The organism is Stenotrophomonas sp. SAU14A_NAIMI4_5 (genome assembly GCF_003086795.1).
Taxonomy (GTDB): domain Bacteria; phylum Pseudomonadota; class Gammaproteobacteria; order Xanthomonadales; family Xanthomonadaceae; genus Stenotrophomonas.
In genome coordinates, this window is the sequence record NZ_CP026003.1 from 4218931 (window position 1) to 4244609 (window position 25679).

27 protein-coding genes are annotated in these 25679 nt (G+C 63.4%); 16 read left to right on the plus strand and 11 right to left on the minus strand.

Translation table 11 applies throughout. The annotated features are described in order from the left end of the window. Positions 1-32: 32 nt before the first annotated feature. Positions 33-218, minus strand: coding sequence for a hypothetical protein (locus C1925_RS21065; protein ID WP_159097575.1), 186 nt, complete (start codon positions 216-218; stop codon positions 33-35). Positions 219-728: 510 nt separating this feature from the next. Here C1925_RS21065 and C1925_RS19300 point away from each other — a divergent pair. Beyond that, the gene (locus tag C1925_RS19300; protein ID WP_108770296.1) at positions 729-1577 is read left to right on the plus strand and encodes an SDR family oxidoreductase; all 849 of its coding nucleotides are present in this window, start codon (positions 729-731) and stop codon (positions 1575-1577) included. A 51-nt stretch (positions 1578-1628) separates the two neighbouring features. Here the strand turns inward: C1925_RS19300 and C1925_RS19305 are convergent, their stop codons facing one another. After that, a complete protein-coding gene (locus C1925_RS19305) occupies positions 1629-2459 on the minus strand; it encodes an alpha/beta hydrolase (RefSeq protein WP_254051346.1) in 831 nt (276 codons plus the stop codon). Positions 2460-2699: 240 nt separating this feature from the next. Here C1925_RS19305 and C1925_RS19310 point away from each other — a divergent pair, with 240 nt between their 5' ends. Next, a complete protein-coding gene (locus tag C1925_RS19310; protein ID WP_108770298.1) occupies positions 2700-4205 on the plus strand; it encodes a YifB family Mg chelatase-like AAA ATPase in 1506 nt (501 codons plus the stop codon). 57 nt (positions 4206-4262) lie between these two features. Here the strand turns inward: C1925_RS19310 and C1925_RS19315 are convergent, their stop codons facing one another. Then, on the minus strand, positions 4263-5459 hold the full coding sequence (locus C1925_RS19315; protein WP_108770299.1) for a GAF domain-containing sensor histidine kinase: 1197 nt from the start codon (positions 5457-5459) through the stop codon (positions 4263-4265). Positions 5460-5653: 194 nt separating this feature from the next. Between C1925_RS19315 and C1925_RS19320 the strand changes: the two genes are divergently transcribed. The 4 genes from C1925_RS19320 (at position 5654) to C1925_RS19335 (ending at position 8586) form a co-directional block, all read left to right on the plus strand. Then, positions 5654-7024 carry an alpha/beta fold hydrolase gene (locus C1925_RS19320; protein ID WP_254051347.1) on the plus strand — a complete coding sequence of 457 codons (1371 nt, stop codon included), beginning with the start codon at positions 5654-5656 and terminating at the stop codon, positions 7022-7024. Between the two features lie 151 nt (positions 7025-7175). Next, positions 7176-7673 carry a DUF892 family protein gene (locus C1925_RS19325; protein WP_108770300.1) on the plus strand — a complete coding sequence of 166 codons (498 nt, stop codon included), beginning with the start codon at positions 7176-7178 and terminating at the stop codon, positions 7671-7673. A gap of 74 nt (positions 7674-7747) precedes the next feature. Then, positions 7748-8029: a hypothetical protein gene (locus C1925_RS19330; RefSeq protein ID WP_108770301.1), complete on the plus strand. Its 282-nt coding sequence runs from the start codon at positions 7748-7750 to the stop codon at positions 8027-8029. A gap of 2 nt (positions 8030-8031) precedes the next feature. Continuing rightward, on the plus strand, positions 8032-8586 hold the full coding sequence (locus C1925_RS19335) for a cysteine hydrolase (protein WP_108770302.1): 555 nt from the start codon (positions 8032-8034) through the stop codon (positions 8584-8586). 23 nt (positions 8587-8609) lie between these two features. On the opposite strand, the gene C1925_RS19340 is transcribed toward C1925_RS19335, so the two are convergent. Continuing rightward, positions 8610-9032: a BLUF domain-containing protein gene (locus C1925_RS19340; RefSeq protein ID WP_108770303.1), complete on the minus strand. Its 423-nt coding sequence runs from the start codon at positions 9030-9032 to the stop codon at positions 8610-8612. A gap of 152 nt (positions 9033-9184) precedes the next feature. On the opposite strand from C1925_RS19340, the gene C1925_RS19345 reads away from it, so the two are divergent. The 3 genes from C1925_RS19345 (at position 9185) to C1925_RS19355 (ending at position 11721) form a co-directional block, all read left to right on the plus strand. Then, positions 9185-10912, plus strand: coding sequence for a PAS domain-containing hybrid sensor histidine kinase/response regulator (locus tag C1925_RS19345; RefSeq protein WP_108770304.1), 1728 nt, complete (start codon positions 9185-9187; stop codon positions 10910-10912). A 135-nt stretch (positions 10913-11047) separates the two neighbouring features. Further along, positions 11048-11302 carry a hypothetical protein gene (locus C1925_RS19350; protein WP_108770305.1) on the plus strand — a complete coding sequence of 85 codons (255 nt, stop codon included), beginning with the start codon at positions 11048-11050 and terminating at the stop codon, positions 11300-11302. After that, positions 11299-11721 (plus strand): low affinity iron permease family protein, encoded by a 423-nt coding sequence (locus C1925_RS19355; protein WP_108770306.1) that lies wholly within the window; start codon positions 11299-11301, stop codon positions 11719-11721. The genes C1925_RS19350 and C1925_RS19355 overlap by 4 nt, the downstream gene beginning before the upstream one ends. 13 nt (positions 11722-11734) lie before the next feature. Here C1925_RS19355 and C1925_RS19360 read toward each other — a convergent pair whose 3' ends face one another. Together C1925_RS19360 and C1925_RS19365 are read right to left on the minus strand one after the other, a co-directional pair. Next, positions 11735-12184 carry a BLUF domain-containing protein gene (locus C1925_RS19360; protein ID WP_108770307.1) on the minus strand — a complete coding sequence of 150 codons (450 nt, stop codon included), beginning with the start codon at positions 12182-12184 and terminating at the stop codon, positions 11735-11737. A gap of 144 nt (positions 12185-12328) precedes the next feature. Next, the gene (locus C1925_RS19365) at positions 12329-12736 is read right to left on the minus strand and encodes a BLUF domain-containing protein (protein WP_254051348.1); all 408 of its coding nucleotides are present in this window, start codon (positions 12734-12736) and stop codon (positions 12329-12331) included. A 281-nt stretch (positions 12737-13017) separates the two neighbouring features. Between C1925_RS19365 and C1925_RS19370 the strand changes: the two genes are divergently transcribed. Genes C1925_RS19370 through C1925_RS19380 form a run of 3 tightly spaced genes read left to right on the plus strand, consistent with a single transcriptional unit; the run spans position 13018 to position 14762 of the window. Continuing rightward, positions 13018-13515 (plus strand): DUF892 family protein, encoded by a 498-nt coding sequence (locus C1925_RS19370; RefSeq protein ID WP_108770309.1) that lies wholly within the window; start codon positions 13018-13020, stop codon positions 13513-13515. Positions 13516-13567: 52 nt separating this feature from the next. After that, positions 13568-14206: a DUF6766 family protein gene (locus C1925_RS19375; RefSeq protein ID WP_108770310.1), complete on the plus strand. Its 639-nt coding sequence runs from the start codon at positions 13568-13570 to the stop codon at positions 14204-14206. A 1-nt stretch (position 14207) separates the two neighbouring features. Continuing rightward, the gene (locus C1925_RS19380; protein ID WP_108770311.1) at positions 14208-14762 is read left to right on the plus strand and encodes an isochorismatase family cysteine hydrolase; all 555 of its coding nucleotides are present in this window, start codon (positions 14208-14210) and stop codon (positions 14760-14762) included. Positions 14763-14781: 19 nt separating this feature from the next. On the opposite strand, the gene ligD is transcribed toward C1925_RS19380, so the two are convergent. From ligD to C1925_RS19405, 5 genes are all read right to left on the minus strand, one after another. Continuing rightward, positions 14782-17328 (minus strand): DNA ligase D, encoded by a 2547-nt coding sequence (ligD, locus tag C1925_RS19385; protein WP_108770312.1) that lies wholly within the window; start codon positions 17326-17328, stop codon positions 14782-14784. 12 nt (positions 17329-17340) lie between these two features. Further along, on the minus strand, positions 17341-17517 hold the full coding sequence (locus C1925_RS19390; protein WP_108770313.1) for a DUF3606 domain-containing protein: 177 nt from the start codon (positions 17515-17517) through the stop codon (positions 17341-17343). 64 nt (positions 17518-17581) lie between these two features. Next, positions 17582-18085: a hypothetical protein gene (locus C1925_RS19395; RefSeq protein WP_108770314.1), complete on the minus strand. Its 504-nt coding sequence runs from the start codon at positions 18083-18085 to the stop codon at positions 17582-17584. Positions 18086-18095: 10 nt separating this feature from the next. After that, entirely contained in the window at positions 18096-18998 is a 903-nt protein-coding gene (locus C1925_RS19400) for a manganese catalase family protein (protein ID WP_108770315.1), read from the minus strand. Between the two features lie 49 nt (positions 18999-19047). Beyond that, the gene (locus C1925_RS19405) at positions 19048-19557 is read right to left on the minus strand and encodes a DUF892 family protein (RefSeq protein WP_108770316.1); all 510 of its coding nucleotides are present in this window, start codon (positions 19555-19557) and stop codon (positions 19048-19050) included. Between the two features lie 142 nt (positions 19558-19699). Here C1925_RS19405 and C1925_RS19410 point away from each other — a divergent pair, with 142 nt between their 5' ends. From C1925_RS19410 to C1925_RS19425, 4 genes are all read left to right on the plus strand, one after another. After that, positions 19700-19879 carry a LytTR family DNA-binding domain-containing protein gene (locus C1925_RS19410; protein WP_301553969.1) on the plus strand — a complete coding sequence of 60 codons (180 nt, stop codon included), beginning with the start codon at positions 19700-19702 and terminating at the stop codon, positions 19877-19879. A 447-nt stretch (positions 19880-20326) separates the two neighbouring features. Next, positions 20327-21538 carry a serine hydrolase domain-containing protein gene (locus tag C1925_RS19415; RefSeq protein WP_108770318.1) on the plus strand — a complete coding sequence of 404 codons (1212 nt, stop codon included), beginning with the start codon at positions 20327-20329 and terminating at the stop codon, positions 21536-21538. A 272-nt stretch (positions 21539-21810) separates the two neighbouring features. Continuing rightward, positions 21811-23448: a hypothetical protein gene (locus C1925_RS19420; protein WP_108770319.1), complete on the plus strand. Its 1638-nt coding sequence runs from the start codon at positions 21811-21813 to the stop codon at positions 23446-23448. Positions 23449-24106: 658 nt separating this feature from the next. Then, complete coding sequence (locus tag C1925_RS19425; RefSeq protein ID WP_108770772.1) at positions 24107-25579, plus strand: EAL domain-containing protein; 1473 nt, start codon at positions 24107-24109, stop codon at positions 25577-25579. Positions 25580-25679 lie beyond the last annotated feature (100 nt).

Genomic DNA, 25679 nt, shown 5'->3' on the forward strand with positions numbered 1-25679 from the left:
CCGCCACGAGGGCAGCGCATCATGTACAAGTCTCAGGAGGACTTGCATGCACAGCCGGAAACGCAGTTCCCGCTGTTTACCTTGCAGACCGCGCCCGCAGCTTGGACGCCCCCGGCGCCCAGCATTTCCAGAGCGCGCGGATCACGCACTTCGCAAAGGCCGTTCTCGTCATAGACGAACGGGTGATTGGTTTCAGCGGTCTGTCTGATCTCTTTCATAACCTCTCCTTGGCGCTGCGATGTACCCGACGAGCCCAGCGGCTCGTGGGGATCTGCCGATGTACGGCAAACTCGATGCCCGCGGCCTCATGCGGGTCGAGTTCGTTTCTTCCACTCCACCCTTCGCTCTGCCAATAGATTCTTGCTATCGACGGCTTTCAATCTTGTCGCAATCGATGGGAGTGACTGGCGCACGGCCGTTTCGAGAAGTGTGTGACGAGCTGGCAGCTTTCGTATTTTGCTTATCCTCGGGCTCATGCTACGTGCCTCTCACGTCAGCAAGCTCCTCGCCTACCCATTACACACACGTAACCGGATTGGATCAGCATCGGCGATGCATGTACCAGTATCTGTCGCATCGCGAGGCAGTTACATGCGGTACACCCTGCCTTTCCTCACCTATCGTTGGCACGAGGTAAGCCCATACTCCACCGCGGCGCTGAGGAGTCATGTACGACATACAACGCGCATCCGCTACCTGACGTACCCGGTCCTAACGTGCACCCGTGCATGTTGATCGATCTCAACCTTCGAGCCTGGAGTAATTCCGTGAAGCAAGCACTACCACTTGAAGGTCATGCCGGCATCGTCACCGGGGCCAGCTCCGGCATCGGCCTGGGCGTTGCAGAGGCGCTGGTGCAGGCCGGCGCATCGGTAGTGGTGAACTACCACTCGCACGAGGAACCGGCACGCGAGCTGGTGGATCGCATCGTTGCCGAGGGCGGGCGTGCGGTCGCAGTACAGGCCGACGTCGCGAAGGAAGCCGAGGTCATCCGCCTGTTTGATGAGGCGGCCTCCGCCTTTGGCCGGATCGATCTGGTGGTTGCCAATTCGGGTATCCAGAAAGACGCCCCCTTCGCGGAGATGTCGCTGGATGACTGGAACGCGGTGATCGACATCAACCTCACCGGCCAGTTCCTCTGCGCGCGCGAGGCGGTTAAGCGCTTCCGCTCACAGCCTGAAGGAAGGCGTCCCGCGCGCAGCGCCGGTTCAATCATTACCCTCAGTTCCGTCCACGAAGTCATCCCCTGGGCAGGCCATGTGAACTACGCCTCGGCAAAGGGCGGTATCCGCATGCTGACGCGGTCATTGGCGCAGGAAGTCGCCGCAGACCGTATCCGCGTCAATGCGGTGGCGCCCGGTGCCATCCGCACACCCATCAATCGCGATGCCTGGGACAGCGAGGAAGCGCTGACCAAGCTGCTCAAGCTGATTCCCTATGGGCGCATCGGCGAGCCGGAAGACGTCGCGCGCGCCGTGGTCTGGTTGGCCTCGGACATGGCCGACTACATCACCGGCACGACGCTGTTTGTCGACGGTGGCATGACGCTGTATCCGGAGTTCCGCGACAACGGTTGACCTGCGCATCCGTCAAGTCGGCCGGCGGCCTTCGCCGCCGGCCTCGCTGGGTCAGCGGTCCGTAATGTCCGGCATCGCCGCCATCTCACCGATGGCCTGCACCACCGCTGCGGGGTCCTCCTTCGCGATGCTGTGGCCGGTAGCAACGTAGCGATGCACGCCGCGCGCGAAGGTCGAGAACAGCAGCGCGTGCTGCGCCTTCCAGATCACCTTGCCCGCCGCGGTTTCCTCGAAGACGAGCGGCTTGTCGGCCACCTGGGTCGCGGTCAGCAGTACCACTGGCACGTCCGGCATCGCACGCTCGCTCGCCGCTTCTGCCGCATCAAGCTGCTCGACCAGCACGCGGTAGTCTGCGGCCATCGAAGGCTGCAGCATCGCCAGCAGCGCCTCGTCGTCCGCCTGCACCCGCGCCGCATCTGCCTTCTTGTAGGCGAGGCGCTGGCCCATCGTCGCCGGGTCCACCAGCACGATGCCGCGCACGCGCTGCGGATGGCGCCGCGCGAACTCCGTCACCAGCAGCCCGCCGTAGGAATGACCGACCAGAATCACCTGTTGGCCCGGCGCGACGGTTTCGATCAGCGCGTCCAGATCACTCAGGTGGTCATCAATGCGCTTGGTCACGCCATCGGTGCCTGACGTGCCCAGCCCAGCCCGCGCGTAGGCGATGCTCCGGTAGTCGCCCCCCAGGCCAGCGATCACCTGCTTCCACGCAGCCGGGCCCTGGCCGAAGCCGGCCTCGAAGACCACCGTGGTCCTGCCGGTCCCGGTCTCCTCCCCCTTCAGCGTGTAGCCCCCGCGCTTGACCGAAATCTCGCCTGCGTGCGCCAGACCGGCGGTCGCCAGCAGGAGGGTCGCTGCCCACATCGTCATTGCCTTGCCCATGGAACATCCCCTGTGCGGGCGCACGCAGACCCGTGGAAGGTGAAGGCTGGCGCTGGAGCGCTACGCCACGATTCGCGGCAAATCGTGCTGGTAATGTAGTTACCTACCACACCAAACACCCATGCCATAGGTCATGACTGTCAGCTGTGGGCGATCTCCTAGCCGCGCGCTCTGAAAACCCTGATGGCGGTCAGTTGCACCCGCGTCGCACCATCAAGCACCTCTCCGCAGGAACCACACATGAGCCTGGCGCTGGTCTACAGCCGTGCCCGCGCCGGGGTCGATGCCCCGCTGGTGCGGGTGGAAGTGCATCTGTCCGGCGGCCTGCCGGTCACCCAGATCGTCGGCCTGGCCGAAGCCAGCGTGCGCGAGTCGCGCGAGCGCGTGCGTGCCGCCCTGCTCTGCGCGCGCTTCGATTTCCCGCAGCGGCGCATCACCTTGAACCTGGCCCCGGCCGACCTGCCCAAGGAAGGCGGTCGCTACGACCTCGCCATCGCGCTGGGCATCCTCGCCGCCAGCGGCCAGGTCGAGCCGCAGTCGCTGCTGGGTTACGAGTTTCTCGGCGAGCTCGGCCTCACCGGCGAACTGCGTCCGGTCAGCGGCGCGCTGCCCGCCGCGATTGCCGCCGCCGAGGCCGGGCGCATCCTGGTGGTGCCGCCGGGCAATGCCGCTGAAGCTGCCCTGGCCGAGCATGCCGACGTGCGCGTGGCCCGCACCCTGCTGGAGTGCTGCGCTGGGCTGGGCAATCCACGCCTGCTGCCGCCGGTGCAGCGCGTGGACACCACGCCACTGCCCCTGCCCGACCTGGCCGACGTGCGCGGGCAGGCACATGCGCGGCGCGCATTGGAAGTGGCCGCCGCCGGCGGTCATCATCTGCTGCTGATCGGCAGCCCCGGCTGCGGCAAGACCCTGCTGGCCTCGCGCCTGCCCAGCCTGCTGCCGGACACCGAGCAGGACGAAGCGCTGCAGCTGGCCGCCATTGCCTCGGTCAGCGGCGAAGGGCTGGACCCGCGGCGCTGGCGGCAGCGGCCGTTCCGCGCGCCCCACCACAGCGCGAGCGCGGCGGCCTTGGTGGGCGGCGGCAATCCACCCTGCCCCGGCGAGATCTCGCTGGCGCATCACGGCGTGCTGTTCCTGGACGAGCTGCCGGAATGGAACCGCAGTGCCCTGGAGACGTTGCGTGAGCCTTTGGAATCCGGACACATCCGCATCGCGCGTGCCGCGCGCAGCGTGCAGTATCCGGCGCGCTTCCAGTTGGTGGCGGCAATGAATCCATGCCCCTGTGGATGGGCAGGCGACCGCAGCAATCGCTGCCTGTGTACCGATGAGCGCATCACCCGCTATCGCGCGCGGGTCTCAGGGCCCCTGCTGGACCGCATCGACCTGCACATCAGCGTGGCCAGGATGGATGCAGTGGAGCTGCGGGAAAGCACACCGCTCGGCGAGCCGAGTACGGTGGTGCGGGCGCGGGTGGAAGCGGCGCATGCGCGGCAGCGCGCGCGGGGTGGGTTGAATGCACATCTGCCGCCGGCAGCGCTGCGGGCGTGCACGCGGTTGAGCGAGGGCGATCAGGATCTGCTGGAGCAGGCGATCGAGCGGCTGCAGCTCTCGGCTCGGGCGATGCACCGGATTCTGCGGGTGGCTCGCACGATTGCGGATCTGGATGCGTGCGAGCGGATCGGGACCGCACACCTGGCGGAGGCGATTGGATATCGGCAGTTGGATCGGGGCAAGGCAGGGGCCTGAGAGCGCTCTCGCTTACGCCCAGAGCCCGACTAACCCAACTCCGCCGTCTCCCGGTCCCTACGAACGTCCTGCGCCCGGCATCTGGAACGTAAACAAGGTTCCCGCGCCTTCATTGGACGCCACCTCGAGTGTCCCGCCATGAGACCTGGCAATTTCCGATGCGATGTAGATGCCCAGACCCAGGCCGGGCCTGGGCAGCTCGCCCTGCTCGCGCGAGAACGGGCTGAAAATGTTGCCCAGCCTCTCCGACGGAATGCAGCCTGCGTTGTGCACATCCAGGGTCAGACGATTGGATGCGGCGTGAACCCTCAACGTGACAGGCGCAGAGCGCTCGCCGTGCTGGGCGGCGTTCGTCAGAAGGTTGGCCAGCAGCTGCGACAGCCTGCCGGGGTCGCAGACCACGCTGCCCTCGATCTGCATCTGCACGCTGATGTCCTGGCGACCGGTCGCGATTGCCACCTCCGCCGCAACGCGCTCAAGGTCGGCCTGCAACGAATGGCTTTCCCGGAGCGAGATCGGGATGCCGCCACCCAACCGGCCCCGGGCGAAATCGAGCACATCGTTGATCAGCCCATCCATGCGGGTGACGCCCGATGCGATGTGCGCGAGCATCTGCTGCTGACGCTCAGACGTTGCGTCCATTTCCAGCGAATCCGCAGCCACGCTGATCGCCTGCAGCGGGCTGCGAAGATCATGGCCCAGTACCGCAATGAACTGATCGCGCAGGTCTGAAACCCGCTGTGCATCGGTGAGTGCTGTCTCTGCTTCCAGCAGGCGATCCTCCTTGTCGAGGTAATTCCCAACAAGGTCGGCAAGCAGTTCCATGGAGCGTCGGATATGGGCTTCATCGAAGTTGCCCGGCGTCGAGTCAATAGCGCAGAGGGTGCCGAAGAAGCTGCCGTCCGGGCGATGGATCGGCACGGACGCGTAACTCTCCAGCCCGTAGATCCGCGGGGTGTGGTGCTTGGAATACAGCGGGTGTGCACTGGCCTGCGCAAACACGACCGAGGTGGGTGACTGCCTGATCTCATCACAGATGGTGGTTTCCAGGACCAGTTGCCCGCCTGGAACCAGCCCAAACCCCAGGGTGTCCAAGGTGGCGCAGGCGGTCCAGGTCGTCTCGGTCACCCGGGCAATCGCAGTGAATCTCGAGCCGGTGATATGGGCCACGGTTTCAAGGATGCGCGGCACCGCCTCGATACGACCAATCTCAGCGATGTCGTTCAGCAGATTGGGATCGGTCAGGGTATTCATGTAGGGGCAGTCGGGCGCGGTGGCGCATCATCCCATGAAACCGTTGGGGCAGCCGGGGCGCTGCCTGGTCGGGAATGATTGTCCTCCTCCAGTCAGCACCAGCCAGCAACAGCCGCTCTGGGTTACTTCCGGCATTCGCCCCTTTCCTCGTCCAGCCCTCATCGTAGGCACTCATTCAAGCCAAGGGATGGCCGATGCGTCGTAGTGCGCTGTGGGCGGTACTGCTTCTGTTCTCACCCGTAATTGCCAGTGCATCTGCACCCAAGGCACGTGCTTGCGAGGACGGCACGTCAGCCGCCCTGCTCGGATCACAGTGCGCCACTGTGGACGTTCCACTTCGCCATGCCGATCCATCAGGCGAGCACATCACACTGTTCCTGCGGCGCATAGCGGCCAGTGCGGACGTACCCAGACGAGGCGAGGTCTGGCTGATCTCTGGCGGCCCGGGCGAGTCAGGGGCATCCCTGTATCCCCTGATCCAGACCTACCAGCGTGCGTTCCCCGGGTTTGATCTTGTGATCCCCGACCACCGGGGCACGGGTCGGTCATCGCGGATCTGCCCGATCCAGGAGGCACCGGAAAGCCCGGCAGGCACGGGACTGGCAGACGCCGAATGGGGCCCGTGCATCGGCAGCATGTACGCCAACCTGCAGCGCACGTCGGCCTTTTCCATTACCGAGGCTGCGCAGGACCTTGGCATTCTGATGTCACAGGCAGATCGCAGCGGGCAGGTGTTGCTGTATGGCGTTTCCTACGGCACCCAGCTGGCGTTGCGTTCGCTCCAGGTCAATGAGCTTGATGTGGATGGCCTCATCCTCGACGGACTGGTGCCGCCCGAGACCACTGAAACATGGGACCTCAGCCGGCGCACCGCGCTTGTTGACCAGGTCGGGCGGCAGAGCATGGATGAACGTAGCCTCCAACAATATCGGACGCTGCTGGCGGTGAAAGATGCGGCTTGGCAGAAGGACGTGCCGGGCGGCGACCTGCGCCGGTTCTTCGCCGCTCTGCTGAGCTTCCCTGCGCTGCGCGATCGAATGCCGAAGATCGTGCAGGACCTTTCCGAGGGTGATGCCCGCACCCTCGTTGCCACAGTAAAGGACTGGAATGCCGCGCTGGCGCAGCTGGGACAGGCAGGAAACAACCAGCCGGCCCTGCCGCTGGTGATGCTCATCGCCGCCTCGGAGAACAACGCACGTCCGGAGCTCAGCATGGAGACCGTGAACGAAGAGGCCAAAGATGCGTTGTTCGTCAGTCCCATTCCCGGCCTGCTCGTCAGTGGGAGTGTCCCGCGTTACACGCGTGATGCCTGGTTCGGAAAGACCCCGGACACCCTGCCACGGACACTGATCCTGCAGGGGACGCTGGATCCGAATACCGCCTACGCCGGTGCCCAGGAACACGCTGCTATGCTCCGCAGGTCGGGGCCTGTCACGTTCCACACGGTCGACCGCGGTGCCCATCTACTGCCGTTGGTAGCGCCAGGCTGCTTTGTTGCGGCTGTCGGCAGCTTCATTGGGGGTGGCATGGTCAGCGAGCGCTGTGCAGAGCCCCTGCTGGAGTGAGAGGGCTCCCCCGGATCCCGACCTTGAGCAGCAGGTGCTAACCGAGCGCGAAGATACAGGCTCAAGTCGAGACCTCTCCTTCACTGTCCGTTCGACGGAATTTTCAGGTCACCCCTCTAGTCTGCAGGCTCCTTCACGACGGGATGCCCACATGGCCATCAAGACAGCGGAAGACCTTTTCATCCATGAACTCTCCGACATCTACAGCGCCGAGAAGCAGCTGACCAAAGCATTGCCACGCCTGGCCCGTGCAGCCGACAACCCCGCGCTGGCCACCGCTTTTGAAACCCACCTTGAGGAAACGCAGGGCCAGATCGAACGCATCGACCAGGTCGTGGAAGTACTGGGCATCCGGTTGAAACGCATCAAGTGTGCGGCAATGGAGGGTCTGGTCGAGGAAGGCAAGGAAGTGATCGATGCAATCGACAAGGGTCCGGTGCGCGATGCCGCGCTGATCGGCGGCGCGCAGAAGGTCGAGCATTACGAGATTGCCTCATACGGCACGATCGCGGCATTGGCCAAGCAGCTGGGCTACAAGGATGCCCTGCCCCTGCTGCTGGAAACCCTTGAGGAAGAAAAGGCCACCGACGAGAAGCTCACGTTGCTCGCCAAAAGTGGCGGCAACGCGAAGGCCGCTCAGGCGGCGTAACCCAGGCACTGGCCTGCCATGACGCCGCCACCAACGGCGGCATCTTCCTTGCGCACATACACCGAGGTGCCTGCATGCATCCAGACGTCCTGGGCTGGATGGCCACCGTGGTATTGATGGCCACCCTGATCCGGCAGATGGTCAAACAGTGGCAATCTCCTCACCCGGAAACCGTGTCGAAATGGCTGTTCCTGGGCCAGATGACCGCCTCCACCCTGTTTACGATCTACAGCGCGTTACTAGGCTCCACCGTGTTTGTGGTCACCAATGCGCTGCTGCTGTTGACCGCGGTGATCGGCCAGGTGCTGGCGTGGCAGCGCCGCCGAAACGCGAGCGCAGCAACTGATGGACGCTGACCATGAGCACGAAAAGCGCGCTGATCATCATCGACCTGTTCAGCCTCTTTGACTTCCCCGAAGGCCGCGCACTCAGCCCGGCGGCATTCCGCGCGGCCGGCAAAGCCGCGATGCTCATGGCAGCGTTCGACGAGCGGGATCTGCCCGTCATCTTCGCCAACGACAACTTTGGCGACTGGAAGCGCGACTTCCCAGGCCTGGTTGAAGCGTGTCGTCAGCGTGGCGGGCATGCCGCAGACATTGCCGAACGCTTGGCGCCGCAGCCGCGGCATTACTTCATCCTCAAACCCAAACATTCCGCGTTTCTGGCAACACCCCTGCCGGTGCTGCTGGCCAAGCTGGGCGTCCAGCGCCTGGTCCTTGCCGGCATGGCACTGGATTCCTGCGTGCTGGCCACTGCCCTCGACGCCAATTCGCGTGAATACGAGACGGTCGTCGCATGGGAAGCGACCGCTGCCCTGCCGGATCGACAGAAGCCGGCGCTGCAGCTTCTGCAGCGCTCCGGTGCCGCAAAGGTGCTGGGCATGCGCGAGGTCATCGCACTGCTTGATGCATAGCACCCGGCATCCCCGGGCGCAGATCAGCCCAGATGAGGCTGCACCACCGCGTTCAGGTGGTCCATGGCAGCCCAGGGGCTGCCCTCCCGTCCGGCCCGTCTGACGAAGCCACGCCAGTCTGCATAGGCCGCTTGGCTCAGCTCGTGTGCATCGGCAGGCAGCAGCCGCATGGACCAATACGGGAACATCCGGCGACCCACGCGCCCCCGCGCCAACTCCACAATCTCGCGATGGCTGCTGGCGCCCAGAATGCGCGAATACGCCACGCCCAAGGCATCTTCCGGACCTTCGATGTACTGCAGAAAGCGCTGCCCATCAAACAGCAGCACGCCGGTGATCCCGGCATCCTGATTGAATCGGGCGGCGTCCTCGACCATCGCGGTCAGGCGCTGTGGATCAAGACCGGGGAGTGCCTCGCTGGCGTAGGCGATTGCGCGGTTTGCCATGGTGCTTGTGGATGGGTTTGCCTGAGAGGAAATGTACGGATCCCGCGTCAACGCCGGGTCTTTGCACGGCCTCTGCTCTGTGAAACCGCGATCGTCACGCAATCTGTGCCGTTCACGTTTACTCTGTGAGGAGATTATCAACAGGTCTTCACATGCGGCGTTGCGATCTACCGGTGTCCTCTCCCGACTCCCTGGCATACGGGCTGCTGCAGGACAGCGCGTGGGTGCACGCGGGGTTGGCTGAATCAGCGCCCGCAGAACTCCGCACCGTGCTGACGATGATCCTCGACTGCCCGGAACCGCTGTGGATCGCGTGGGGGCCGGACAACCTGTTCTACTTCAACGACGCATTCTCGCCCTGGATGGGAAACAAGCTGGACGGCGCCATGGCCAGCCCGGTCAGGATTGTCTGGCACGACGTCTGGGACGAGCTAGGCGGTGCGATTGCCGATGCCATGGCCGGTACCCATCGCAGCTTCCGTAACCTGCGCGTGTTCATGGATCGGGATGGCACGCGGCGGGAGACCTTCTGGACATTCTCGTACTCGCCCATCCGCATTGCTGACGGCAGCGTCGGCGGCATCCTGTGCGTGGTCAGCGACCAGACCGAGTTCGTCTCCGAACGCAATGAGCACTCACGGCAGGTGGAAGCCATCAGCGAGGAGGCGCGGCTGGCCCATGCCGAACTGGTGAGGGCGCGCGAGCAGCTGCGGCAATCGCAGAAGCTGGAAGCCATTGGCCAGTTGACCGGCGGTGTCGCCCACGATTTCAACAATCTTCTGCAGGTCATCACCGGTTCGGTGGACATGCTGCGTTACGGCAGCCCTCGCGACGAGCGGCAGAATCGCCATATCGAGGCCATCGGTGCAGCGGCCGACCGCGCCACCAGCCTGGTGTCCCATCTGCTGTCCTTCTCGCGCAGGCAGACCCTGTCACCCGAAGTATTCGACCTCTGCGCGGGCGTTGAAGGACTGGCCGACATCATCCGCACCCTGCTCGGCGGGCGGGTCGCCCTGCAGCTCGAGCTTCCCGACGAACCCTTGCATGTGCTGTTGGACAAGACACAGCTGGATACCGCGCTGATCAACCTGGCGGTAAATGCGCGCGATGCGATTGCCGAGCACGGCACGGTGCGCATCTGCGTGCGTCAGGTCGAGGCGATGCCATCGGTACGCTTTGCGCCACCGCTGAAGGGCACGTTTGCCGCGGTCTCGGTCAGCGATGACGGCTGCGGTATTGATGCTTCGGTGATGACCCACGTGTTCGATCCGTTCTTCACCACCAAGGGCGTGGGTGAAGGCACCGGGCTGGGGCTCAGCCAGGTGTTCGGCTTCGTCAAGCAATCCGAGGGCGAGGTGGATGTTGAAAGCACGGTGGGCGAAGGCAGCACCTTCGTGCTCTATCTGCCGTTGACACATCAGACGCCCGCGGCCGTCGGTGTTTCTGAGACGCAGTCGCTGCACGACGCCAAGGGCCTGAACGTGCTGGTGGTGGAAGACAACGTGGATGTGGCTGCATTTGCGGTGTCTGCACTGCGCGAGCTCGGCTGCGGCGTCTTCCTTGCCCGCAACGGCAGCGATGCCTTGGCCGAGCTGGAGCAGAACCGTCAGCGCTACCACTCTGTTTTTTCCGATGTGGTCATGCCGGGCATCAGCGGCCTGGAGCTGGCCAAAACGCTTCGCGAGCGCTATCCCGATCTGCATGTGGTGCTGACCAGTGGCTACAGCGAACTGCTGGCGCGAGAGACCGATCATGGCTTTGCGCTGCTGCGGAAGCCCTACACGCTGGGTGATCTGGCCCGGGCGATCAACCCGCCCAGGGTGTCGTGTGCGGCGGTTGAGCCGGTTGGGGATGAAACCGTGTGGCGCACGCTGTCATGAACACAGCAGACGTGTTAACGATTGCTGGCTGGAAGGTTGACGCCCCCTTGCCTTGGTCTTGATGGGGTCAATCACGGTGCAGTTTCTATGCTGGGCACGCCATCGGAACAATGGCGCCCCCACTGGAGACACACCATGCAGCACGATCAGAAAGACCTTCCCCACCCAGATCCCGAAGCGCAGTCTGCCGATCCTGTCAGCCCGCTGCGGGCGAAACTGCACAACCACCGCAATCATGATGAAGCACTGAAGGAAACGTTTCCCGCCAGTGACCCCATCTCGCCGTTCGTTGCCGCGCCAACGCCGGAAGAACAGCAGAAGCGCCTCGATGAGCGGGTGAAGTTGCCAGACCGGCGCACGGATGAGGAGGCCACGGGAGGTGACCAATGATCCGGCCGCGATTTGCGCGCGTCGCGGCCGCGACCGCACGATTGTCCGGCAGCCTGGGAGCGTTTGTCGCCGCGCTGGGCGTGATCATCACCTGGGCCGCCAGCGGGCCTGCATTCCACTTCAACGACACGTGGCAGCTGGTGGTGAATACCGGTACCACCATCGTCACCTTTCTGATGGTGTTCCTGATCCAGCATACGCAGAACGCCGATACCGCTGCGTTGCACATCAAGCTGGATGAGCTGATCCGGGTCAGCAAGGATGCCAACCAGGAGCTGTTGAATCTGGAGTCGATGGAGCCGGCTCACCTTGAGGAGATCCGCCAGCGCTACGAGGCGCTTGCGAAGACGGCGGCGGATATCAAGTCGAAGAAGGAGCGCTGCATGCCCTGCGAAGGCGATCCGGCTATCCACCCCTGAAGAGCACGCCGCGTTACGCGACCGAGGTATACGGTTCAACCCACGACGTCAGAATATCCATTGCTGCTTCGGCCGCCTCCGCATCCCCGCTGCGCTGTGCGAAGCCGGTCCAGTCAGCGTGGGCCAGCCGCGCCAGCTCATCGGGCTGCATCGGGAGCCAGCGCATCGGCCAGAACGGCAGGCGCCGGCTTCCCACCCTGCCTCGGTGCAGTTCGATGATCCCCGTGTGGCTTGATGCACCCTGTACCCGCGAGTAGGCCACGCTCAAGCCGTCTTCGGGTCCCTCCATGTACTGGAGGAATCGGAGGCCATCGAACAGCAGCACTCCGGTGACCCCGGCATCGCGATTGAACCGCGCGGCGTCGTCAACCAGTTCGTCCAGCTTTCCACTGTCCAGGCCCAACGTGTCACCCGCAACGGCTGGGCCCGCTTCGCTGATGTATGCAACGGCCCTGATAGGCATCGGCTGCTCCGTTTTTGCGAATCCCCCCGGAATCCCCCAAGGATAAGCCTGATGCGAGGAAGGCGTGTTCCGATCGCGTGCATTCTCCGGGTAGATCACGTTCGGTCCGATCAGCGGCATTCAGCGCGTGCCAACGGGGACGTGCTACTGAGGCCGTGCGAGGTAGGGATGCAGATAAACATGAAGGCGGTCCATTGCAGTGGACCGTCGCGGGGACGGGTGGGTTGATCTAACGAACCCCGTCCAGTCAGCACAGGCAACCGAGCGCAGCTGACTGGGATCGGCCAGGAGCCAGTGCATGGACCAGTAGGGCAGAAGCCTGCCACCGACTGTGCCGCGCCCCAGTTCCACGATCTCGGAATGGAACGCCGACGCAAGAATTCGTCTGTAGGCCCGCTCCACCCCCTCCTCCGGCCCCTCGATGTATTGCAGGAAACTGACGCCGTCAAAGAGCAGCACCCCGGTCACCCCGGCCTCGAGGTTGAAGGCGGCTGCACGCTGAACCAACGCGTCCAGCTCCTCGCGGTTCCAAGGCTGCCTGACCTGGCTCATGTAGCCAACTGCTCGAAAGGGCACACTGTTCTCCTCAAGGAACCAGCACCATAGGGCACCCCTGAGAAGCGCGGGGTGACGGATTTCCCAGCTCAGTACTTCCGCGGGGCACCTGCGCCTGTTTCATCCTCTGCGCCAAGCCCCTCGTTTCCCTTAACCGGTCATTCTCAAACGCAACCATCACGGGGGATCACATTGCCTGGGCGAGACCTTGACGCTTCCATTGACGGATCTGGATGCATGGTGGGCTTTCCCTGACCAGTATCCGAAAGGAGTGAAAGATGGCCATCAAGACCGCAGAAGAACTGTTCGTCCACGAGCTCTCGGACATCTACAGCGCCGAGAAGCAGTTGACCAAGGCGCTCCCCCGTCTTGCCCGGGCGGCAGCCAACCCGGATCTCTCAGCTGCTTTCGAAACCCATCTGGAAGAGACGCAAGGTCAGATCGAGCGCATCGACCAGGTCGTTGAAGTCCTCGGTATCCGCCTGAAGCGGATCAAGTGCGCGGCCATGGAAGGCCTGGTGGAAGAGGGAAAGGAAGTCATCGATTCCATTGAAAAGGGCCCCGTGCGAGACGCTGCACTGATCGGCGGCGCGCAGAAAGTGGAGCATTACGAAATCGCCTCTTACGGCACCATCGCTGCCTTGGCCAAGCAGCTCGGTTACAAGGACGCGTTGCCGTATCTGCTGGAAACCCTGGAAGAAGAGAAAGCCACCGACGAAAAGCTGACCCTTCTGGCGGAACAGGGTGGCAACCAAGACGCGGAAGAGGCTGCCTGACAGGCACCGGCGTTGGAGCGGGCCTCGGGGCCCGCCTCTCAGGAGCGGAGAGATGTGGCGTCGCAATGGCTTGTCCTTGGTGCTGCTGGCATTGATGGCTGTTTTTCTGGTCGCCCAAGCGCTGACCGGATGGCAGGTCCACAACGAAGAGTTATCCCAGCACGGGGCTCACACACTTGGGTTACTCCCATACCTGGCCACCGGCCACTTCAGCAGCGCCACGTTTGAGAACTGGGAAAGCGAGTTCCTGCAGATGGGCATGTATGTGCTGCTGACCGTTCGCCTGCGGCAACGGGGCTCGGCGGAGTCCCGACCTCTGGACCCGTCGCAAGAACGTCCTCGGGTCGAAAAGGGCCGAGCTCCTTGGCCGGTGCGACAAGGAGGTGTCTGCAAGCACCTCTATGAGCATTCGCTTGCGATCGCCTTCTTCGCCCTGTTTGCCATGTCCTTTGCGCTGCATGCCTTGGGAAGTTGGCGTGCCAAGTGTGACGAGGACCGTCTCCAGGGAATGCTGCCACCCTCGTTCATGGACCACCTCTTCAGCAGCGACTTCTGGTTTGAATCCATGCAGAACTGGCAGAGCGAGTTCCTGGCCGTGCTGGCACTTGTTGTGCTTACCATCTTCCTGAGGCAGAAGGACTCGCCCCAATCCAAGCCGGTAGAGGCGCCCCATTCGCAGACCGGGGACTGACATGCCCACTCCAGCCCTTCTGATCGTTGACATGTTCAGCCGTTTCGACTTTCCGGACGGAGAACGCTTGGCGCCCCGCGCCGTAGAGGCGGCACACGCGCTCCATCCAATCCGGGAGGCGTTTGACGAAAGGGACTGGCCTGTCATCTACGCCAATGACAATTTCGGGAACTGGAAATGTGGTTTCCGCGAGCTTGCCGAGGAATGCCTGCGGACGCCTGGAGCGCCCCAGGAAATTGCCCGCACACTGTTCCCCAACCCGGGTCATTACTCTGTTTTGAAACCCAAGCACTCGGCGTTCCTGTCCACACCCCTGCAGATTCTGCTGCAGAAACTGGAAGCGGGGCCATTGGTGCTGACGGGAATGGCGCTGGACTCGTGCGTGCTTGCCACGGCCATCGATGCCAATTCAAGGGAGTACGAGTGCCTCGTGGTGGAGCAGGCGGTGGCCTGCTTGCCCGAGCGCAGGACTGCTTCCCTGGACGTGCTGAGTCAATCCGGTGCAGCGCGCGTGGTCTGCGCGAATTCCTTTCTTCCAGGCTTGGGCTTCACCTGATGGGCGTGATCACACGCAATCACTCTTCTCGAGCCCATCGGGCCAGGTTCTGGCGCAGCGAATCAATACCCTCCCATGGATCCTTGCGCCGACGTTTCAGTTTGGCCGGGACGTCCTTGATCGTGAACGCATCGGCACGCTTCAGCTTTGCCAACTCGGTCCATGCCAAAGGCATGGCCACCGGCGCGCCCGGTCTGCCCCGCAGGGAGTAGGACGCCACGGCGGTGGCGCCTCGACCGTTGCGCAGGTAGTCGACAAAGATCCGCTTGTTTCGCAGGGCCTTGGTGGCGGTGGCCAGGAAGCGCTGCGGTTCCGACTGCGCCAGCGCGTCGGCAAACCCTTTGGCGAAGCGCTTGGTCAGATCCCAGTCGCAGCCTGGGTTGAGCGGCACCACGACATGCAGGCCCTTGCCGCCAGATACCCGCAGGAAGGACTCCAGCTCCAGTTGGGCCAGAAGCTTCCGGATATCGGTGGCGGCCTTTTTCACTTCTGCGAAGGGCACGTCCGGGCCTGGATCGAGGTCAAACACCACCCGGTCGGCCCGGTCGGGCGCTTCGGCATGGCTGCCCCACGGGTGGAACTCCAAGGCATTGAACTGGACCAGCTCCAGCAGGCTGGCGGCGTCGCGCACCACCAGATAATGAGCGTTGATGCCGCTGTCCTCCTTCAGCTTGACCGCATCCACCAACTCCAGCCCGGCGGTGTGGTGCTTCTGGAAGAAACAGGGCTTACCGGTGCCGGCGGGGCAGCGAATGATCGACAGCGGCCGGTTGATCACCTCCGGCAGGAGGTGATCCATCACCGCGGAGTAATAGTCCCAGACGTCCTGCTTGGTATAGCCATCGCCCGGGAAGAGCACTTTGCTGGGCGAGGAAAGCCTGGGCGGCGCACGATCGGCCGGGGGCTTTGCGGCGGCCATGCGGGTAGGCGGTGTCGTCGATGCTCGCTTCCCCCGGGCGGGCTTTCCTTGGGCGGCGCGGTCAGAGTCCAGCAGATCGTCCACGTCCTTGTCAGTCCGCACCGCCTTCAGCGATGCCTGCCGCAACAGCTGCTGCCCGCCTATTCCCCGGTAGAAGACTTCCACCACGAACCGCGGCTCAAACCACTTCGCGGCCCGCAGATCCGTGTCCTCGGTAGCAACGTAGGCCGTTGGCTTTTTCCCACCGCCTTGGATCTTTTCGCTGATCTCCTTGATCAGCAGGTCCGAAAAGCCAGAGCCCAACCGCCCAACGTAAAGCCAGCCATGCTTGGCGTCGGGCTTGGCCAGCAGGAGCGAACCGAAACCACTGCGGCTGCCTTTGGGCGCCGTGTAGCCGACCACCGCAAACTCATCGCTGGCCAACTGTTTGGTCTTGCGCCAGTCGTCGCTTCGGCCACTGTGATAGCCGCGATCCGCCCGCTTGGAAATGATGCCCTCGAAGTGCTGCTCGCCGGCCATCCGATAGGCGTGGTCGCCGTCGCCCTGGACGTGAGAGCTGAAGGCCAGGTGGCCGGTCTGGCCCTCCACCAGTTCCTGCAGCAGCGCTTTGCGCTCCACCAAGGGCGCGGCGGCCACGTCCACGCCATCGATGTGCAGCAGATCGAACAAGGCGTAAGCCAGCGCCCCTTGCCGCTCTCCGGACAGCGTCGCCTGCAGCAGATTGAAGTCCTCCCTGGTGCCTGACCCGGCGATGAGTTCGCCATCCAATGCAGCGGAGGTGAGCCCCAGCGCTGCGATGGCATCACGTATCTCGGGGACCTTGTCAGTCCATTCCAAGGCGTTGCGGGACCACAGCCGGACGGCGCCATCGGCCACCGTGGCCAGGATTCGATACCCGTCCCATTTGATCTCGTGGATCCATTGATCGCCTTGGGGTGGCGCCTCCCCCAGCTTGGCCAGTTGGGGCTCGAAGGGACCCGAGGGAGCGGCAGCCTCCTTCGCGTTGGACAGGGACATGGCCTTTCTGGCCCAGTTCTTTCGGCGCGCCCTCCTGGCGGGCACGGCTTTGAGCTTCTTCTTGTCCGCCTTTCCTCCACCCGCCCGCTTCAGGTCCTCTGCAGGTGGAGCAGACACGTCGGCCAGCAGATCGTCCGCTTCGAGATCGCTGGCGAACGCATCGTCGTCCTTGAACAGCAGCCACTGCGGCTGACGCGCGGGCTTGCCGGATCGAACCAGATGCCAGCCGCCTTTCAGCTTGGTACCAAACAGCTCGAAGCGCAGGTGGCCCTTGGCAAGCTGAGCCTCCGGGTCGCCCTGGGTCGCCCATACGCCGTGATCAAACTGCGCCACGTGACCGCCACCGTATTGTCCCTTGGGGATTTCGCCTTCAAAACCCGCGTAGTCCACCGGATGGTCCTCGACCTCGACCGCCATGCGTTTGACCTTGGGGTCGTAGCTGGGACCTTTGGGAACCGCCCAACTCTTCAAGGCATCGCCCACCTGCAGGCGGAAGTCGTAATGGCGTCGGCTGGCGTGATGAAGCTGCACGACGAAGATGGCGCGCTGTCCCTTGGGCAGAACCTTGCCAGGCTCCGGCTCCCTGGTCTGGTCAAAGCGGCGCTTGCGGCGGTATTCGACCAAGGACACGATGAATGCTCCTTACTTGCCCAGGTGATCGCGAACCGCTGCGGCCGTGGGGCCCACAGCTTTCACCGCCGCGCGAAGCTCATCGGCGGACACGCCCAACGCCTTCGTCCAATAGTGCAGCTCGTAGTCTTCGTTGACGTTGATGCGGTTGCGGTCGGCTGCGCCGGTTTTGGTCTTGTCATCTGCCATTGTCGAATCCTCACATCTTCGTTGTATCAGGTAGGGAATGCGCCCCTGTTTCGCCAGAGGCCTGTCAGTCACTGTGCCCTGCCAGCCACGCAGCGCGGAATTCAGCCATCCACGGCAGGAGGACCGTCGGCAACGTGGGCAGAACGAGGGCTACCCAGACCCATAGGGGCTGGGGTTGCCACGTCAGTGTCCACGTCGGCTCCGCGGTCCACGCGGCGTAACCGACGAAAGTCCAAGGAGCGATATCGAGGACGCTGTGCACATGCTGCTCCAGTGGAGTGACACGTCGTTCCTGGACTGCCACCACCGTGTCGGCGTAGGCGGCGGCCGCGTGCGCGGCGGCAATGCACGCCAGCAGGGCTGCAACGGCCCGTGAACTGTCCAACGCCGCCCACAGCAACACGCCCGCGCCGACAAGCAGCATTTGAAGGCCGTGCAACGCGCTCTCCCTCAGGCCCGATGTCAGGGCCAGAGCCGTGCGGCGGTGGATGGCAAAATCCACACAGCCAAAGCCCAGCCACACGAGGTAGATGACGTATGCCAGGCCTTGACTGTTGTGCGCCCACATATCAGAGATTTCACGGCTCGCGAGCCGGGCTCCTCGTCGCACCTGCACCCTCACCGGTGGAAAGCTCTGCGCCCGTCAGCGGTTCTTCTTCAGGGTCTGAAAGAGTGCGCAGGCTCACTGCTTCCACAGCCAGCGTCTCACGCTCGGAGAGGCCGACCCCACAGCTGCCGTCTCCACCGTCCAAGGCTGCCTGGGCATCACGATCGCTCACGCGCTCCCACAGGTCCCCGCTGTTCCAGCTGCCTTCAACGTCGCCTTCGCCCTGTGACATATCCATGTAGAGATCAGTGAACGCCGGATCGCCGGGCATTTTCCCAGGCGGGAAATTGGGACGAATGCTGTACAGCGCTTTTTCAAACGATTTCTGATGGGCGATTTCGCGCGTCATCAGGAAGCGCAGCGCGTCCTTGATACCTGGATCATCCGTCACGTTGATGAGGCGTTCGTAGACGATCTTCGCCCGTGCTTCCGCAGCGATATTGGATCGAAGGTCCGCCGTCGGCTCGCCGATGGAGTCGACGTAGGCCGCATTCCAGGGCACCCCGCTGGAGTTCACCAGCGCAGGGCCGCCGCCGTAGAGAATCTGCTGGGTATGGCTGGTGCTGTTGCCACCCAGATTGCGCATGTCTTCGGCTTCGGCCATGCCTTCGGACTGAACCGCCTTCGGGCCTTGGTTCAACATCGAGATGATGGTGCCGATGATCTCCAGATGGCTGATCTCTTCGGTGGCAATGTCAAAGAGAAGATCTTTCCGGCCCGGATCCGTCTCGCCCAGCGCTTGGGTGAAATAGCGCATCGCGGCGGCAAGTTCGCCCTGTGGCCCGCCGAACTGCTCCAGCATGAGCGTGGCAAGCGCGGGATCAGAGCGTTCAACCCTGACGGTATACATGAGCTTTTTATGGTGCAGGAACATGATGTGGTCCTCTGGCGATGGCTGGGAGGTGCAATACGCAGGCGCGCGTCTACTTCTTTGCCTCGACGCCCGGCGTGGCGTCGCGAACCATGAACTCCTCGGTGATCTCAGGAAGGTGGGCTGCCAGCCAGTCGGCCATGGTTTCTTCCTGCACAAGGATCTGCTCGCAGACGCGCGCGGTTTCTGCGTCGCCGGCAGTCTCCGCTGCGGCAATCAGCGCCGTGTACGAAGCAATCTCGAAGTGTTCAAAGACATAGCCGGCCATCGCGCCTTTGACGATCTCATCCGATGCCGTCATGCCGCCGACGGCCTGACCAAAAGCGGCCATCTTTCCCATCACATCCTTGAGGGTCGAGGGCGAGCCTCCCAGGCGCTTGATGCACCCTTCCAGCAGTTCCCGTTGACCGATGGTCTCTTCGATGTGCTCTTCAATGCGTGCCTTCAGCGCCGGGTAGTGCTCGATGCGGGAGGCCTGTCCCTTGAGCATGGTTTCTGCCTGCTGTTCCATCGCGTGTGCATCGCGCAGCCAGTCCAACAAGTTCTCTTTGAGCTCTGCCATGAATTGCTCGCTTCCGTTTGGGGGAGACCCCACCGTATCGGCGGCCACATGGTGCGGGGGCGATGCAGGCGTGAAGGGATGAGCGACGCCTATGTGAAGCAACAGCGAACGCCATCGTCGAGCCTGCTGGAGCTTTTCAGCGCTGGCCGGAACGCGGCGTATGCACCTTCCTGACCGGGCGCATACAGCCAACCGGGACTACCTGCGCGCCATCGAGCCCACCGATAGCGGCGAGGCGATACTACACATGGCCGATGGCACGCGATTGCCCTGCAGCCGTCGGCAGCTGCCTATCGTGCGACAGGCTCTGGGCAGCAGTTGACCCTGGTGCACTGGTCAACCGGATCCAGCCTCGTGCTTGATCCGGATATCCAGCGACCGGCCCCTCCGTGGCACGGTTCGCAGATTCAAACCTATTGAAAGGGCGCTCCCTTATCCAAGCATTTGAGGACTACTCCCAGCCCTGATGACTCGCAAGAGCGCCCGCAATGCCCCTGGCAGCTGGCGCCGTTGGGTGGTGCCCACGCAGCCGCGCTCGCACGCACTCTCTTCGGCAGCCATACAACGCCCCAGCGTGCCGTCGAAGTGCAGGACCAATACGGTCTCGTCAGCCGCCGCTTGGCCAACGTCGCTGCACGTGGTCTTGGGATCGCCCGCGTAAAGGTGATCCAACCGCAAGGCTGCCAGCGCCGGACGGCATTACTTAAGGCACTGAACATTGACTACACCTGTAGTCAACATGGCACCCTCGACGCTCAGGGAGGTGCTCATGAAGAAGAAATGGACTGTGCTGGTGCTGTCGCTGCTGCTGGGTTGCGTGGGGCCGGTACTGGCCAACACCGCCGATGCGCTGGATGCCATCGAGCGCCACGCCAGCGCCGCGCATTCCGATGCCGTGCTTGTGCAACAAGAAGGCCGCCTGCTTCTGCAGGGCGGCGCCAGTGGCATCCGTGAGCCCATCCACCTGATGTCAGCCACGAAGTCGGTACTGGCCTTGGCCATCGCACTGCTCCTCGATGACGGACGCCTCGCTTCCATCGACACGCCAGTCAGCACGGTTTACCCAGAGTGGCGCCAGGGCAGGAAGCGGGACATCACCGTCCGCATGTTGCTGGACCACACTTCCGGCCTGCAGAACGTGCCCAACGCCGGTGCAGAGCTGGAAGGCGCACCAGACCTGGTGAAACTTGCGCTGGCCGCTGAACTCGCCGCCGACCCGGGCACCACCTTCGCCTACAACAACAAAGCTACCAACCTGCTGTCCGGCATCGTCCAGAAGCTGGCCGGCATGCCTGTGGATGAGTATCTCAACGACACGCTGTTCAAGCCGCTGGGGATCACCGGCCACACTTGGATGCGGGATGAGAGCGGAACACCGATGGGCATGGCGGGACTTTCGCTGTCGGCCACGGACCTGGCTGCCCTCGGCCAGCTCATGCTCGATGGTGGTGTGGCGCCAAGCGGGCGGCGCCTGATGAGTGAACGCTCGGTGGCACTGCTTACCGCAGCAAGTGCGCGCTCGCCGGACGTGGGTATGCTGTGGTGGCGCATTCCGCAATGGGAGCGCTATCGCCTGACGGAACCCGCAGCCAGCCGCCTGACAGAGCGCGGTGTCTCTGGCGATGTCAGCCAGGCCATGCTGGCGGCGGATGGGCGCAGCTTCAACAGCAAGACCGAACTGCTTGCCTTTCTGGCCGACCAACTGGGTCCCAACTGGCCCCAGCAGTACAGTGAACAGATCACCGGTCGCGGGCTGAAGCTGACGGATCTGTTCGATGTGCAGCGCGGGCCGATCGCTGCGTACGCTGCCAACGGGTATCTTGGCCAGCATCTTGTCATCGTCCCGGAGCAGAGATTGGTGGCTGTCAGGCTCATCCACCGTCGCGACGACCATGCCGCACCGCTGGATGACTACGCGACATTCCCAGCCGATGTGCTGCGCTTGGCCGAAACGCTCGTTCCCGCCGCCACAGAGGGCTGACATTGTAGGCACTGGAGAAACCAAGCGTAAGGATTCGGCGTCGTGGCATCGCGTGCCCAGGTCCTTCCCAGCCTGCCAGTGCCGTGAGAAATCAGGCGCAGGGCGATCCTGCGGATACCAAAGCGTAACCCGTTTGGCTCGGCTCCTCACGCTCGGTGACGCACTGAAGATGGCGCAGCGGTTGATACACTGCGGCCTGCAGTCGACACTGCGGATATCGCCATCCTGCGCAGTACCGTCAGATACCGCGCGAACAAGGACGTCACAAAAGCATGAAGAAAGTCTTGACCACCACGCTGTACGTGATGATGGCTGCGCTGTGCTGCTCGCCGGTAGCCGGCGCGGCGAAAGCGGCCACGGCGAATCCTGAGCTGTACTACGTCCTCCACTCGGTTCACAACGCCGATGCGCCTGATGTCGATGCGGGCAGCGTGGGCTTCCACCGCGCCACCCTGTTCACCGAAGCCCAGGCTGGCAGCGTGCACCTCCAGCCGCTGTGGATCCGCAGCGCTGATGCGCCGGAGCGCGATGCCGGCACGGCAGCGCTTGATCCACGTGCGGCTGTGGACGCAGATATCATCGCCGTGCTGCGATCAGGGTTCCTGTCCACCCTTGCATCATCGGGCGCCCCCGGCCCGTTGCGGAGTGCAGACGCAGACGCGTTCGCGCGCTTGAAAAAGTATGATCCACAACTGGCCCAGCGCCAGTTGCAGATGGGTCAGGCGGCGGGGCTACGCCCCATGCGGTTGCCGGTGGCCTTGCATGTTGGCCAGCACGTTCGCGTTCCGATGATGATCGAGCCGCACGGTCCGTTCATGGCCGAGGTGCGGGTTCTGGATGTTTCCAGCCAGACGGCGCTGCTGGCCTTGAAGGTGGCTGAAAAGGGCCTGCGGGGCGATGGCCGCGCCGCCGTCCGTCTGGCCGATGGCATGCCCATTGAATTGCGCATGCAGCTCGCTTTCGACGCGCGGGGCCGGCAACCGGCAAGCCTCCATGAGGTGCATGTTGCCACCATGCGCCACGCGCCCCATCTGGAAATGGCGCAGGACCTGAGCCTGTACCAGGATTACGTCGGCCAGATCCAGCAGGCACTAGCGGGGGCACCGTTCGACGGCCGCCAAGGCGACCCATCGATATACAGCCTGAGCGAAGTACCCGCCGGTGCACTGCAGCCGCACATGGTCGCCTCTGATGCACTGCCAGCGCTTGAGCGCAACATGGGGTTCAGCTGGGTGCAGGCGGCAGGCAGGGGCGCGCCAGGGCTGGCGATTGGCGCGCTGTCGCGGTTGTCGCGCGGGCGCACCGATGAGGCCGTGCTGGTGGCGCAGCTGGGGCCGGTGCTGGCGCTGGACGCGGCTGGCGATGTCCTTGCCGACGTCGTCGTACAGACCGTGCTGCCGCGGATCTACCTGGGTGACCGCTTCACTGCCGCAGAGCATGAGCCGGGCTTCCCGTTCCGTTTGCCGCTGGGTCTGGATCCGTCCGCGCGCGAACGGATCCACACGCTGCGCGCGACGGTCATGGCGGAGGTATACCAGTGGCAATCGGAAGAAACCATTCCGTTGCACCACGCTTCATCAGTGAACGCCGGAGTCGAACTGCAGTCGAGTTCACCCACGCGCCTTTCCGTGCTGCATGCACGGGCGTCGCAGCAGGGCTCGGTAGGTCTGTGGACCGTGGCCGTGCCGCTGGATGCACAGGGAAAGGAAATCCCTTCCCGACAACTTTCGGTACTGCCACTCGTCATCCGGGAAGTGAGCGCGAAGGATGAGCTGCCACTGGCCTGGGAAAGCCGGGACGTGCCTTACCGTGTGGAGATCGCCACGCAGGCGCCGATACACCAGGTGCAGCTGCGGCACTACCTCTGGACCCTTGAACCGCGCATGTGGGATTTTCACAAGCGACAGTGATATCGAGGCGAAGCGAGGAGGATGCGCACGGAAATCATCGCATCGCTACCGAGACTCGGCTTGAGTTGCAGCCGGAAGACCAGCTTCGGCCAGCGTCGAAGTCCAGCTTGAGCGACTGACGGGCTGCCGAGCTTTTGATGCAGTCGTACGAGGTAGCGCAGGATTCAGCCCCCGTGGATGCGATCAGCCAAGTGAGCTGATGAACTGACCGTCCGTTCAACCCATCAACAACGGTGAGTGTCTGGCGAGTCTTGATATTGTCTCGCTGAATGCAGCAAGCCGTTTCAATCAGCTCAGCGACCCTGTCCCACAGGCTCCGCGTGGTGACGGCCTCGGCCTGCCTTGCTTTACTGAGGCCAGATGCACCTCCGGCAGGCCACAACCAGCTCGCCCAAGTCCTGCAATGGCGTTGCCATAGAGCTCGTGCAGCGCAGAGCATGGGCTCAGATGTACGGTTCAGGGTCGGCCGCGCTTGCGTCACCCCCGCGTCCGCAGGCCTTGTAAGTTAGCGCTGAAGACTTTGCCAGGCTCGCCGATAACCCAGTGACCAGGTGTGGAAGGCAATGGGCCCAGCGAAGCGATGGCGCTATTCAGATCGGGGGTTGCCTTGAAGGTTCCAGTAGATCGCGTTCCCATTGTGTTGACGGTCGTTGGAGCAATGACGACCTGCATACTCGTGGTACTCGTCGTCGCCCAGGCAGTGCTTTACGTCCGCGACATGGAGGAATCGGAGAGACTTGCCGACGCTGCGTTGGCGCGCGCGGAGGCCATTTCCGAGGCGAGGCGTATCGCGTCCAGTCAAGCCTCTCGCCTCGAGCGGCCAACCTGCTCTGCCGACGACATCGACGCTTTGAAAGAGATCGCTTTCAGCTCCAGCTACATCAGCGATATAGGGCGCATTCGAGGCGGCCGCGTTCTGTGCAGCGCATTATGGGGATTATCGCGCCCATTCAGCCTGCCGCCCCCGCGGTTCGCCAGCGGCTCCATCCGCCTCTGGTACTCATCGGACATCGCGGGCTCGCCTTACCGTGGTACGAATCTGATTGCTCAAGGTGACACGTTCACCGTGTCTTCCCCTACAGCTTTTGAGAGCTTGGACCCTGCACGCACCAGCTCCATCAGCGTGGAGAAGAAGGACCGATCCTTCGCCTTCCGCAGCCTGCCTGCGCTAGGCGGTGAGGAGGGGCGAACCGCAGTGCACGCCCAGCAGTGCAGCCGTGTGACAGATATCTGTGCGTTCGTCACCAGTCCCAGGAGTGGCGTGTGGGAACTGCCGTTGGTGCTGCTTGCCGCCATTCTTGCGGTGGGCGCCTGCGTCGGCCTGCTCCTCGCGCTCCTTCTGATCAGACATCACGTTACAGCGCGGCAGACGATCGAGCGACGCTTGCTGCTCGCACTGAAACAGGGTGAGATCGAGTTGGCGTATCAACCGCTGCGTCGCATCGCCACGGGTGAGCTGGTGGGATTTGAAGTACTCAGTCGCTGGCGACCACCCGGCGAGGACGAAATTCCGCCCAGCTTCTTCGTGCCGATCGCCCACAGGTTTGGGCTGACGGCTGACCTCTTCCGGTACGTCCTTTCCACGGCGATGGATGAGCTGTCTCCCGCATTCCGTCAGCACGATAGTCTCTACGTGAGCGTCAATGCCGAGCCGACAGACATGGCCCAGGACTGCATTGTTCGCTATATCACCAGCATCACCAGGGATTCTGGCGTTTGCCCCCACCAGCTTCGCATCGAGATTACCGAGCGGGAAGAACTCGTTTCCGAGACTGCCAAGGACAACATGCGCGCGCTTTCGCGTCTGGGCTACCAGTTTCTGATCGACGACTTTGGAACCGGTGCCGCGAACTTCTCCCAGTTGGCCCAATCTCCGTTCGGAGGAGTAAAGCTGGATCGCATGTTCGTGGCAGCCATCACTGAGGATTCTCCGCTGCGGCCGGTCCTGCCAGGAATGTGTCGCATCGCGCTGGAGCTGGGGCTCGATGTCATTGTAGAAGGCGTGGAGACCGAGGAGCAGGCGCGCGTGCTGTCTCAGATTGCTCCGTATGCCGTTGGGCAGGGGTGGTATTTCGGCCGCCCGGTTCCGGCCGCAGACGCGATGGCCACCCTTGATGAGGCCTGGCGCTGAGTCGCCCCATCTGGGCGCCGCGCAAAACCCGGAAGTTTGCTCAAGCCACTTGAGATCGGCCCGACGATCGCTAGCAGGCGCTCCATTGCTTGGTCGTCGC